The organism is Pseudomonas cistanchae (assembly GCF_054483635.1).
Map to the genome: position 1 here is coordinate 522,271 of NZ_JBTLWN010000002.1, position 11,915 is coordinate 534,185.

The window sequence follows — 11,915 nt, forward strand, 5'->3', positions numbered from 1 at the left end:
CACCGAAACGAAACCGCAAACACCGAGACCAATTCCGGTCCCGATACTGGACCCGTCGCCGAGCAACTGGCGCCTGCCGCGCCCCGGACAGCTGCCACCTACCTGGAGGCTGAGCAAATGAGCTGGATCAGCGCCCTCGCCGAACTGCAGCAGCAAGGTCAGCCGTGCGTGCTGGTGACCATCATCGAAGAACGCGGCTCAACCCCGCGCAATGCTGGCTCGAAAATGGTGGTCACCGCCGAGCGCATTTTCGAAACCATCGGTGGCGGTCATCTGGAATACAGGGCGATGGAGCTGGCCCGCGAGATGCTCAGCAGCCGCAGCCAGGATACCCGTCTTGAGCGTTTCAGCCTGGGCGCAAGCCTGGGCCAATGCTGTGGCGGTGCCACCGTTTTGCTGTTCGAACCCATGGGCCAACCGCAGGCGCACATCGCCGTGTTCGGCGCTGGCCACGTCGGCCGAGCCCTGGTGCCGCTGCTCGCCAGCCTGCCGTGCAAGGTCCGGTGGATCGATTCGCGGGAGAACGAATTTCCCGAGCAGATGCCTGCCGGGGTGGAAAAGATAATTAACGAGGACGTGATCGACGAAGTCGAGCGCATGCCGTCTGGCAGTTACTTCATCGTCATGACCCACAATCACCAGCTCGACCTGGAACTGACCGCGGCGATTCTCAAGCGCAACGATTTCGCCTATTACGGCCTGATCGGTTCGCAGACCAAGCGCGTCAAGTTCGAACACCGCCTGCGGGATCGCGGCTTCGACCCCGCACTGGTCGCACGGATGCGCTGCCCCATGGGACTGGCGGACGTCAAAGGCAAGCTGCCCGTCGAAATCGCCGTGTCCATCGCCGGCGAGGTGATCGCCACCTACAACGCAGCCTTTGGCCAGGACGTGAAAAAAGGCGAAAGCAGCGTCGCCAAGCTAATCCCCGCCTCGCGGCGGTCTTGATACGAGCTGCGGCTCGTAGGGTGCGCGGGGCCGCCTAGGCCATGCGCACCACCCTATCCCCTCGGTGCGCACGGCGCACCCTACGCATGATTGAGATGCACTAGATGACTACCACTATCAAAGCCTACCGCGCCGCCATCCTGCACAGCATTGCCGACCCTGCCGTAGTCGGCGTCGAGCAGTCCTATGAATATTTCGAAGACGGTGTGCTGGTTATCGAGAACGGTCTGGTGGCCAAAGTCGGCCACGCCGCCGACCTGCTGCCCAGCCTCAAGGGCGTGGAAATCACCGAGTACCGCGACGCGCTGATCACCCCCGGTTTTATCGACACCCATATTCACTACCCGCAAACCGGGATGATCGCCTCCTACGGCGAGCAATTGCTGGATTGGCTGAACACCTACACCTTCCCCACCGAGCAGCAGTTTGCCGACAAAGCCCATGCAAGTGACGTGGCGGGCATCTTCCTGAAAGAGCTGCTGCGCAACGGCACCACCACCGCGCTGGTATTCGGCACGGTGCACAAGCAATCGGTGGACGCCTTCTTCGAAGCCGCCGAAGCGCTGAACCTGCGCATGATCGCCGGCAAGGTGCTGATGGACCGTAATGCGCCGGACGCGCTCACCGACACCGCCGATTCGGGCTATGCCGACAGCAAGGAACTGGTCGAGCGCTGGCATGGCAAAGGCCGCCTGCATTACGCCGTCACTCCACGTTTCGCGCCGACCAGCACGCCGGAGCAACTGACCCTGGCCGGCAAGCTTTATCAAGAGTACCCGGACCTGTATATGCACACTCACCTGTCCGAGAACCGCAAGGAAATCGAATGGGTAAAAGCACTGTTCCCTGAGCGCAGCGGCTATCTGGATGTGTACGACCACTACAAGTTGATCGGCGCACGCTCGGTGTTCGCCCATGGCGTGCACCTGTGCGACGACGAGTGCAAACGCCTGGCCGAAACCGGCTCGGCGGTGGCCTTCTGCCCGACCTCCAACCTGTTCCTCGGCAGCGGCCTGTTCGACCTGAACAAGCTGGAAGAGTACGGCGTGCGCGTCGGCCTTGGCACCGACGTGGGTGCCGGCACCAGCTTCAGCCAGCTGCAATCGCTAAACGAGGCGTACAAGGTCATGCAACTGCAGGGCAAGAAGCTCGACCCGTTCAAGTCGCTGTACCTGGCCACCCTCGGCGGCGCCAATGCGCTGTACCTGGATGACATGATCGGCAATTTCGAGAGTGGCAAAGATGCCGACTTCGTGGTGCTCGACTACAACGCCACGCCGCTGATCAGCTACCGCATGCAGCAGGCCAAGACCCTGGACGAACGACTCTTCGCCCTGACCATGCTCGGCGGCGACCGCGCCGTGAAAGAAACCTTCGCCGCCGGTCAGTCTGTCCACAAGCGCGAAGCCTAGTCGTAAGGTGCGAGCCTACGTAGGGTGCGCCGTGCGCACCAGCCATCCACCGCCGCATTGGTGCGCGCGGCGCACCCTACAAGCAGATCACCCCCTGAGTTCACCCGGCTACCGGCATCCACTCGCCGCCAACAAAAAAGCCCCGAGGCTCGCGCATCGGGGCTTTGTTTTGCAGCGCAGGGATCAGCGATTGGCGGCGTTGCGTCCCGACTTTTTCTTGGTTTGCAGCAGGTGCGAGAACACAGCGTGCAGATCATCGGAAGCGCTCTCCTCGTCGAGGTTGAGCTTGCTGTCGATGTGGTCCATGTGATGCATCATCAGGCTGACCGCCTTGGCCGAATCGCGCGCCTCGATGGCGTCGATCAGCTGATTGTGCTCATCGTAGGAGCAGTGCGAGCGATTGCCGCTTTCATACTGGGCGATGATTAGCGAGGTCTGCGACACCAGGCTGCGCTGAAAGCTGACCAGCGGTGCGTTCTTCGACGCCTCGGCCAGCTTCAGGTGGAACTCCCCAGAAAGTCGAATGCCGGCGCCGCGGTCGCCGCGGGAGAAGCTACTCTGCTCGTCCTCAACCATCTGGCGCAACTCGGCGAGCTGCTCGGCCGTGGCATGTTCGACCGCCAGCTCAGTGATGGCGCGCTCGACCATGCGACGTGCGTAGAAAATCTGCCGCGCCTCCTCGACGCTGGGGCTGGCGACCACCGCACCGCGGTTTGGCCGCAACAGCACCACACCTTCATAGGCCAGGCGCGATAAAGCGCGGCGAATGATGGTACGACTGACGCCGAAGATTTCACCCAACGCCTCTTCGCTGAGCTTGGTGCCCGGAGCCAGGCGCTGCTCGAGGATGGCGTCGAAGATATGGGCGTACACGACATCGTCCTGAGTCCCGCTGCGACTGCTCTTGGCGGCGCGCGGCTGCTTCTTGAGGGGCTGCAATTGTTCGTTCATTGGGCTCGTATCAAAGGTTCGGCTAATTCAGGCAGCGGTAATGCTGCGGCGTGAAGCATGGCTGCACGACTTTACTGCGTTTACCCGCAGGCTGGTAAGCGTTGCGGTTAAAACAGAGGGAAAGCCGCGGCATTGTACACAATCACCACAGCGCTGCCAGCGTAGCGCAGGTTCTGCAGTTAACCCGCGCTCTCTCAATACCCCACCGTAATGCGTCACAACCTCAGCCCATTGGCTCCCGAAATCGATGGACTTATTCCTTCTATAAAGCCTGAGATTGAGTCGATAACGATTCAATCTAGCGGCCGAGAGGCAGGCGCCCAACGTGACGTGCTGCTCGGAATAATTTTAAACTATTGATTTTAAAGACTTAAATAACCAAGCCAGAAGTTGCTCGCAAAAAAACGCTGATCACTAGCACAGCAACAATCCAGCTCAATTTATTGCACCAACATGAAAAACATTATTTGCTTTTTTTGTATACAAACGCATAATCGCGACAGTGTAGCTTTCTGACCGCTCGGTCAACTAACCAGCCAGTAGGCACACCCCATACACCACCCGCCTCGCACAGAACCAGGGGCCCTTGGGCACCAGTTTGGGTGGTACACAACAAGAGAAAGAGGAGTACCTGCTGTGGAAAGCGCTAAACAAGAACAATTGGCGACTCACACCCAAGGACTGGCACGGAGAGGCTTGCTCGACCGATTCTTCAAACTTGCCGAGCACCGCACCAGCATCAAAACCGAAATGCTGGCTGGCCTGACGACCTTCGTCACCATGGCCTACATCATCTTCGTCAACCCCAACATCATGGCCACAGCCGGTGTCGACCACGGCGCGGCCTTCGTTGCGACCTGCATCGGCGCTGCGCTTGGCTGCTTCCTGATGGGTCTCTACGCTAACTGGCCGGTCGGTCTGGCGCCGGGCATGGGCCTGAATGCGTTCTTTACCTACACCGTGGTCGGCGAGATGGGTTACAGCTGGCAGATCGCCCTGGGCGCGGTGTTCATCTCCGGCATTCTGTTCATGCTGATGAGCCTGTCGCGGATTCGCGAGTGGCTGCTGAACAGCATTCCCATGAGCCTGCGCTTCGCCATGGGCGCCGGGGTTGGTCTTTTCCTCGGGCTTATCGGCCTGAAAACCGCCGGCATCGTCGTCGACAGCCCGGCCACGCTGCTGACCATGGGTTCCTTCGGTGAACCCACCGCGCTGCTGGCGGCAATCTGCTTTCTGCTGATCGCCGTGCTCAGCCACCGCAACGTGTTCGGCGCCATCCTGTTCAGCATGCTTGGCGTAACCGCCATTGGCTGGGCCCTGGGCCTGGTCGAATACAACGGCCTGGTTTCCATGCCGCCAAGCCTGGCACCGACCTTTATGGCGATGGATATCGCCGGCGCCTTCAACATTGCGATGGTCAGCGTGATCCTGGCGTTCCTGTTCGTGAACATGTTCGACACCGCCGGCACCCTGATGGGCGTGGCACACCGCGCCAACCTGGTGGACGAAGAAGGCAAGATCCAGAACCTGTCCAGGGCGCTCAAGGCCGACAGTACCTCCAGCGTCATCGGTGCCATGGTCGGCTGCCCGCCCGTCACCAGCTACGTTGAAAGCGCTTCTGGGGTAGCCGCCGGTGGCCGGACCGGCCTGACCGCGATCACTGTGGGCGTGCTGTTTCTCGCGGCGATGTTCTTCGCCCCGCTGGCCGGGATGATTCCTGCCTACGCCACAGCAGGCGCGTTGATCTACGTGGCAATGCTGATGATGAGCGGCATGGCCCATATCGACTGGGACGACCTGACCGACACCATCCCGGCGATCGTCACCGTGGTGATGATGCCGCTGACCTTCTCGATCGCCAACGGCATTGCACTGGGCTTCCTAACCTACGCCACGCTCAAGCTGCTGACCGGCCAGCGCGACAAGGTGTCGCTCAGCCTCTATGTGCTGTGCATCATTTTCATTGCCAAGTTTGCCTTCCTCTAACTGGACGCCGCTTTGTTCGGCTGTGCGGCCCTGACATCGGGTTCACGCAGCTGAACGTCCTTTAGCTCGCTCCGCAAGGGCGAGCGGAGCGAGTCAAATGCTCACGTACAGTCGTACACTGCGCCTTTCGACTCGCTCCGCTTTCAAAGCGCAATGAAGATGGCTTAAGCAGCACCTAGCCCCGGCGCAGCATGTCGGGGCTTTCCACATCTGGAGAATCCGTAATGAATCTGGAAACCTGGCTGCTGTTCAGCAGCGCCGCCCTGGTGGTGATCCTTATCCCCGGCCCCCTGTCGCTGCTGATGGTCAGCAACAGCCTGAACTACGGCTTGCGCCGCTCGGCACCAGCGTTTATCGGCGGCGTGTCGGCATCGATCTGCCTGCTCAGCGCATCGGCATTGGGCCTGGGAGCCCTGCTGCTGGCGTCCGAACAGCTGTTCAGCCTGCTCAAGATCGTCGGCGCGCTGTACCTGTTCCACCTCGCCTGGCAGAGCTGGCAGGCCTCGCGACAGGCAGCGCAGCCGATGAGTGCCGAGGAACAGCCGGTCAATCCGGGCTTTCGCAGCATGTTCTGGAAAGCTTTCGGCCTTGGCGCCAGCAATCCCAAGGACATCCTGTTCTTCGCTGCTTTTCTACCGCAGTTCATCAGCGCCGAGCGGCCCATGCTTGGGCAGTTGCTGGTGATGATCGCGACCTGGGCAGTGCTCGACCTGAGCTGCAAGCTGTTCTACGGCCTCAGCGCCCAGGGTGCCGCGCGTTATTTGCGCTCCGGCAAGGGGCAGGTGTGGTTCAACCGAATCAGCGCAGGGTTGTTTGGCGGCGCAGGGGCGGCGTCGCTGCTGAGTCGTTGAGGCATTGCCTAAGAGCCGGTGCGCGCGGCGGACCCTACCAAGCCAGGCATACACCGTAGGGTGCGCCATGCGCACCGATCACATCTCCGCCCCGGCACATCACAGGCAAGAAACCCGCAACGGGGACCGACCCCAAAACTCGCCTTGAGTCCAACCGGTCACACGCAGTCGTTCAGCCAATGTTGGTGCGCGCGGCGCACCCTAACAAGGCAGGCCCCGTAGGGTGCGCCCCGCGCACCGATAGTCACGCCATTGTGCAAATTGCAAGCAAAAAAAAGCCCGCAGTGTGGACGGGCCAAGGACTCGCTTTGAGTCAGACGGTTACAAGCATTCGTATCAGCTACCGCGGTAGGTGGAGTAGCTGTAAGGGGAAATCAGCAGAGGAACATGGTAGTGGTCCTGCCCGGCATCAATGCCGAAGCGCAGCACCACGACATCCAGAAACGCCGGCTCGGGCAGCGTCACGCCACGGGCGCGGTAATAGTCGCCGGCATGGAAGTGCAGCTGATAAACGCCGCTGCGATAGTCCTCGCCCTGCAAAACCGGGGCATCACAACGGCCATCATGGTTGGTCGAGACGGTCGTGAGCAATTCCATCTGATTGCCCTCGACGCGGTACAACTCGATTTTCAGCGCGCTACCGGGGCAGCCGTGCGCAGCATCCAGAACATGTGTAGTCAGTCGTCCCATCCTGTATGGGCATCTGAGCGACCTAACGTCGGGCAGATGCCGCACCTCCTCTACGTGTGAATTCAGCAACACTCAGGCTGTGTCAGCCTAGACTTGCTGAAGCATAGCACGCGAAAAACAAAATATCAGACACTTTTATATTTTTTTGTACACAATAATTATCTCTCAACCCTCGCACCAGGCACCACTCAATAAAGGCCTCAGCCTTGAAAAGCAGCTTAGCACTGGGCTGATAGGGCACCCTTGAGCGTTCTCTTCAATAAGCTATCAGTGACAATCGGGTGAAAACAGGAAATTTTATATTTACAAATCATAAATCATTTTGTATACAATTAGCTCATCACGGACGTATCAAGCTGATTCGCAGAATGATGCGCTGACCGTAACCACGCTTAGAAGGAAGACTGCAGTGAGCGCTGACTACCCACGCGACCTGATCGGTTACGCCAACAACCCGCCGCACCCGCACTGGCCGAACAACGCCCGCATCGCTATTTCCTTCGTGCTCAACTACGAGGAAGGTGGCGAGCGCAACGTGCTGCACGGCGACAAGGAATCCGAAGCGTTTCTCTCCGAAATGGTCTCCGCCCAACCGCTGCAGGGCGCGCGCAACATGAGCATGGAGTCGCTGTATGAATACGGCAGCCGCGCCGGGGTGTGGCGCCTGCTCAGGCTGTTTCAGCAACACGACATTCCGCTGACCATCTTCGCCGTGGCCATGGCCGCACAGCGTCACCCGGACGTGATCAAGGCAATGGTCGCCGCCGGCCATGAGATCTGCAGCCACGGCTACCGCTGGATCGACTATCAGTACATGAGCGAAGCCGAAGAGCGCGAGCACATGCTCGAAGCCATCCGCATCCTCACTGACATCACCGGCGAGCGCCCACTGGGTTGGTACACCGGCCGTACCGGGCCGAATACCCGGCGCCTGGTGATGGAGGAAGGTGGTTTTCTCTACGACTCCGACACCTACGACGACGACCTGCCTTATTGGGACGCCGCCAGCACCGCAGCCAAACCGCATTTGGTGATCCCTTACACCCTCGACACTAACGACATGCGTTTCACCCAGGTGCAGGGCTTCAACACCGGCGACGATTTCTACCAATACCTGAAGGACGCTTTCGACGTGCTCTATGCCGAAGGCGCAGCCGGCGCGCCGAAGATGCTGTCGATCGGCATGCACTGCCGCCTGCTCGGGCGCCCCGCCCGCCTCGCCTCCCTGGCGCGCTTTATCGAGTACGTGAAAAGCCACGAGAAGGTCTGGTGTACCCGCCGCGTCGACATCGCCCGCCACTGGCACGCCACCCACCCCTTCTCCTTGAATCAGCAACACGAGATCAGCAAATGAGCCGCTTTCAGACCCTGACCCCATCGCGCCTAAGCCGTGAAGATTTCGTCAAAGTCTTCGCCGACATTTATGAACACTCGCCTTGGGTCGCCGAGCAAGCGTTCGACCGCGGCGTGGATGCGAGCCTGGACGACGTCGATGGCCTGCATCAACGGATGGCCGACCTGCTGCTCAGTGCCGATCACGCGACCCAGCTGGCACTGATCAACGCTCACCCGGATCTCGCCGGCAAGGCCGCCGTGCGCGGCGAGCTGACCGAGTCGTCGACCTCGGAACAGGCAGGCGCCGGCATTCATGAATGCACTGCCGAAGAGTTCGCTCGCTTTACCGAACTGAACGACGCCTACAAAGCCAAGTTCGGCTTCCCCTTCATCATGGCGGTGAAGGGCAGCAATCGACACCAGATCCTCGCCGCCTTCGAGGCGCGCATCCACAACGCCCCGGAACAGGAATTCGCCTGCGCCCTGGCCGAAATCAACAAGATCGCCCTGTTCCGTTTGCGGGCCCTGTAGCCGCCACCCCCACGCCCTCACTGTTAAGGCAGACACGACATGAAAGCTTACGCCGTACCCTTCGAGAAATACGTCAACCTGGCCGACGCCCGCCTCGGCACCAAAGCCATTTCGGTCACCGACGACTGGTTCGCCGACGTCAACCGCCTGTTCCAGCCAACCCCGGCGGTATGGAAGGAAGGCGTTTTCGACGACAACGGCAAGTGGATGGATGGCTGGGAATCGCGCCGCAAGCGCTTCGAGGGTTACGACAGCGCGGTGATCCGCCTGGGCGTTGCCGGTTCGATCAAGGGCGTGGACATCGACACCAGCTTCTTCACCGGCAACTTCCCGCCGTCGGCATCCCTGGAAGGCTGCTTTGTCGCTGAAGGCGACCCGACCGAAGCCACCGAGTGGACCGAAGTGCTGGGCGCAGTCGAATTGCAGGGCAACAGCCACCACTACCATGAGGTCGCCAACAGCCAGGCCTTCACCCACCTGCGCTTTAACATCTACCCGGACGGCGGCGTTGCCCGTCTGCGCGTATACGGCATGCCGTTCCGCGACTGGAGCACGGTCTGCGACAACGAGCAGATCGACCTGGCTGCCGCGCTGAATGGCGGTCGCGCCCTGGCCTGCTCGGACGAGCACTTCGGCCGCATGAGCAACATCCTCAACCCGGGCCGCGGCATCAACATGGGCGATGGCTGGGAAACCGCGCGTCGCCGTATGCCAGGTAACGACTGGGTCATCATCGCCCTCGGCCATCCCGGCGAGATCGAACGCATCGTCGTCGATACCCTGCACTTCAAGGGCAACTACCCGGACAGCTGCTCGATCCAGGCGGCCTTCGTCAAAGGCGGCACCGACAGCCAGATCGAAACCCAGAGCCTGTTCTGGCGCGACCTGCTGCCAAGCCAGAAGCTGCAAATGCACGCCGAGCACGAGTTCGCCGAGCAGATCAACGCGCTGGGCCCGATCACCCACGTACGGGTAAACGTGTTCCCGGACGGTGGTATCAGCCGGCTGCGCCTGTTCGGCAAAGTCGCCAAGTAACCCATCCAGCCCTCTCCCGCAGAGGGGCATAAGACGAACAAACAAGAAGACCGACATGCGCACATTGATCATCGAGCCTCTGACCAAGGAAGCCTTCGCCCCCTTCGGCGACGTTATCGAAACCGAAGGCAGCGAGTTTTTCATGATCAATAACGGCTCCACCCGTCGCTATCACAAGCTGGCCACGGTCGAGACCGCGCGGCCAGAGGATACGGCGATCATCAGCATCTTCAGTGTCGAGGCCCTGCAGATGCCGCTGACCGTGCGCATGCTGGAGCGTCATCCGCTGGGCAGCCAGGCGTTCATTCCGCTGCTCGGCAACCCCTTTCTGATCGTGGTCGCGCCACTTGGCGATGCACCTGAATCAGAGTTGGTCCGCGCCTTCCGCAGCAATGGCAGGCAGGGCATTAATTACCATCGCGGCGTCTGGCACCACCCGGTGCTGACGATCGAAAAGCGGGATGACTTCCTGGTGGTTGATCGCAGCGGTTCTGGCAACAACTGCGATGAGCATTTCTTTAGTGACGACGAGCAGCTGCTCCTCGCCCCCCACCAATAAGAGAAGCCCAGCGCCGGTTTGCCGGCTATGGGAAAGAGGTACTGATTGTGGAAGCACATCTGACTGAGTGGCTAAACCTGGGCATCCGCTGGATCCATATGATCACCGGCATCGCCTGGATCGGCGCATCCTTCTATTTCGTCTGGCTGGAAAACAACCTCAACCGGGCCAACCCGCGCGATGGCCTATCCGGCGACCTGTGGGCGATTCACGGTGGCGGCATCTACCACCTGGAAAAATACAAGCTGGCCCCACCGAAAATGCCGGAGAACCTGCACTGGTTCAAATGGGAAGCCTATTTCACCTGGTTGTCGGGCATCGCCCTGATGCTGGTGGTCTACTACCTCAACCCGAGCCTGTACCTGGTCAAGCCCGGCGTCGATCTGGACCCGGCATTGGCCATTGCCATCGGCTTCGGCTCGATGATTGCGGGCTATGTGGCCTATCACTTCCTCTGCGATTCGCCGCTGGGCAAGCGCCCGGCCCTGCTCGGTGCAGTGATTTTCGTGCTGCTGATCGCCGCGGCCTATGGCTTCAATCTGATCTTCAGCGGCCGCGCCGCTTACATCCATGTCGGCGCCATCATCGGCACCATCATGGTCGGCAACGTGTTCTTCACCATCATGCCGGCCCAGCGTGCGCTGGTTAAGGCAATCGAAGACAACACCACGCCGGACCCGACCCTGCCGGCCAAAGGCCTGCTGCGTTCGCGCCACAACAACTACTTCACCCTGCCAGTGCTGTTCATCATGATCAGCAACCACTTCCCGAGCACCTACGGCAGCCAGTACAACTGGTTGATCCTCGCCGGTATCGCGGTGCTGGCAGTACTGGTACGCCATTACTTCAACACCCGCCACGACAGCAACAAGTACGTCTGGACCCTGCCTGCCGCTGCCCTGGGCATGATCTGCCTGGCGTTCGTCACCGGCCCGAGCATGAAGGCCGCTACACCGCAAGAACCGAAAGCCGCCGCGATCAAATACGCGCCGGTTCCTGCAACGGGCGTCAGTGGTCACCCGGAAATCGCCAAAGCTGCCGAACAGCAGGCGAAGCAAGCCGAGACCGCACCCGCCGCCGAGCCCAGCGCGCCTGCTCAGCCAGCAACTGGCGGTGGCGACTTTGCCAAGGTCAACAGCGTGATTCAGGAGCGCTGCAGCGTGTGCCACTCCGCCAAGCCGAGCAGCCCGATGTTCACGACCGCACCGGCCGGGTTCATCCTCGACACGCCTGAGCAGATCCAGGCGCAGGCCGCGAAGATCCACGCGCAAAGCGTCGCTTCGCAAATCATGCCGTTGGGCAACATCACCCAGATGACGCCTGAAGAACGCGAGCTGATCGGTGCCTGGATCGACCAGGGCGCACAACTCAACTGATCCATCCAAGCGCCGCACCTTAACCGGGTGCGGCGCTTTTCTATGGATTATGTCCGTTAGGCGGTCTGTTCAGGCGCCGGCCTCATGGAGATCTGCCTTCGTAGGGTGCGCCATGCGCACCAGCATCAACATCAACACAAGCACCGCCGCAGCCGCCGGTGCGCACAGCGCACCCTACCGATTGCGGCTCAGGCGGCCCTTGCAGATAGGTACATAACCTTTCTATCGGCTATTCCGCCCT

At 60.7% G+C, this 11,915-nt stretch carries 11 protein-coding genes; 9 read left to right on the forward strand and 2 right to left on the reverse strand.

Annotated elements, in window-relative coordinates:
• Positions 1–117 precede the first annotated feature (117 nt).
• Complete coding sequence (gene xdhC, locus ACX0MV_RS09295) at positions 118–948, forward strand: xanthine dehydrogenase accessory protein XdhC (protein ID WP_458982208.1); 831 nt, start codon at positions 118–120, stop codon at positions 946–948.
• A gap of 104 nt (positions 949–1,052) precedes the next feature.
• Positions 1,053–2,360 carry a guanine deaminase gene (gene guaD, locus ACX0MV_RS09300; protein ID WP_458982209.1) on the forward strand — a complete coding sequence of 436 codons (1,308 nt, stop codon included), beginning with the start codon at positions 1,053–1,055 and terminating at the stop codon, positions 2,358–2,360.
• A gap of 183 nt (positions 2,361–2,543) precedes the next feature.
• Here guaD and ACX0MV_RS09305 read toward each other — a convergent pair whose 3' ends face one another.
• Positions 2,544–3,311: a GntR family transcriptional regulator gene (locus ACX0MV_RS09305; RefSeq protein WP_458982210.1), complete on the reverse strand. Its 768-nt coding sequence runs from the start codon at positions 3,309–3,311 to the stop codon at positions 2,544–2,546.
• Positions 3,312–3,947: 636 nt separating this feature from the next.
• On the opposite strand from ACX0MV_RS09305, the gene ACX0MV_RS09310 reads away from it, so the two are divergent.
• A complete protein-coding gene (locus ACX0MV_RS09310) occupies positions 3,948–5,297 on the forward strand; it encodes an NCS2 family permease (protein WP_458982211.1) in 1,350 nt (449 codons plus the stop codon).
• Between the two features lie 224 nt (positions 5,298–5,521).
• Positions 5,522–6,148, forward strand: coding sequence for a LysE family translocator (locus ACX0MV_RS09315; RefSeq protein WP_458982212.1), 627 nt, complete (start codon positions 5,522–5,524; stop codon positions 6,146–6,148).
• A gap of 336 nt (positions 6,149–6,484) precedes the next feature.
• On the opposite strand, the gene uraH is transcribed toward ACX0MV_RS09315, so the two are convergent.
• Positions 6,485–6,838, reverse strand: a complete 354-nt coding sequence (uraH, locus tag ACX0MV_RS09320; protein WP_458982213.1) for a hydroxyisourate hydrolase — start codon at positions 6,836–6,838, stop codon at positions 6,485–6,487.
• A gap of 409 nt (positions 6,839–7,247) precedes the next feature.
• Between uraH and puuE the strand changes: the two genes are divergently transcribed.
• Genes puuE through ACX0MV_RS09345 form a run of 5 tightly spaced genes read left to right on the forward strand, consistent with a single transcriptional unit; the run spans position 7,248 to position 11,674 of the window.
• Positions 7,248–8,192, forward strand: a complete 945-nt coding sequence (puuE, locus tag ACX0MV_RS09325) for an allantoinase PuuE (RefSeq protein WP_458982214.1) — start codon at positions 7,248–7,250, stop codon at positions 8,190–8,192.
• Positions 8,189–8,704 (forward strand): 2-oxo-4-hydroxy-4-carboxy-5-ureidoimidazoline decarboxylase, encoded by a 516-nt coding sequence (gene uraD, locus ACX0MV_RS09330; RefSeq protein ID WP_458982215.1) that lies wholly within the window; start codon positions 8,189–8,191, stop codon positions 8,702–8,704. The genes puuE and uraD overlap by 4 nt, the downstream gene beginning before the upstream one ends.
• Before the next feature lie 39 nt (positions 8,705–8,743).
• The gene (gene alc, locus ACX0MV_RS09335; protein WP_458982216.1) at positions 8,744–9,739 is read left to right on the forward strand and encodes an allantoicase; all 996 of its coding nucleotides are present in this window, start codon (positions 8,744–8,746) and stop codon (positions 9,737–9,739) included.
• Positions 9,740–9,794: 55 nt separating this feature from the next.
• Positions 9,795–10,298, forward strand: coding sequence for an ureidoglycolate lyase (locus tag ACX0MV_RS09340; RefSeq protein WP_458982217.1), 504 nt, complete (start codon positions 9,795–9,797; stop codon positions 10,296–10,298).
• Between the two features lie 47 nt (positions 10,299–10,345).
• On the forward strand, positions 10,346–11,674 hold the full coding sequence (locus ACX0MV_RS09345) for a urate hydroxylase PuuD (RefSeq protein WP_458982218.1): 1,329 nt from the start codon (positions 10,346–10,348) through the stop codon (positions 11,672–11,674).
• The last annotated feature ends 241 nt before the right edge of the window (positions 11,675–11,915 follow it).

Bases quoted from the DNA above. Each gene is read 5' to 3' on its own strand.
- uraD (WP_458982215.1), top strand. From the start codon at position 8,189: ATGAGCCGCTTTCAGACCCTGACCCCATCGCGCCTAAGCCGTGAAGAT.
- ACX0MV_RS09340 (WP_458982217.1), top strand. From the start codon at position 9,795: ATGCGCACATTGATCATCGAGCCTCTGACCAAGGAAGCCTTCGCCCCC.
- uraH (WP_458982213.1), bottom strand. From the start codon at position 6,838: ATGGGACGACTGACTACACATGTTCTGGATGCTGCGCACGGCTGCCCC.
- guaD (WP_458982209.1), top strand. From the start codon at position 1,053: ATGACTACCACTATCAAAGCCTACCGCGCCGCCATCCTGCACAGCATT.
- alc (WP_458982216.1), top strand. From the start codon at position 8,744: ATGAAAGCTTACGCCGTACCCTTCGAGAAATACGTCAACCTGGCCGAC.
- ACX0MV_RS09315 (WP_458982212.1), top strand. From the start codon at position 5,522: ATGAATCTGGAAACCTGGCTGCTGTTCAGCAGCGCCGCCCTGGTGGTG.
- ACX0MV_RS09305 (WP_458982210.1), bottom strand. From the start codon at position 3,311: ATGAACGAACAATTGCAGCCCCTCAAGAAGCAGCCGCGCGCCGCCAAG.
- xdhC (WP_458982208.1), top strand. From the start codon at position 118: ATGAGCTGGATCAGCGCCCTCGCCGAACTGCAGCAGCAAGGTCAGCCG.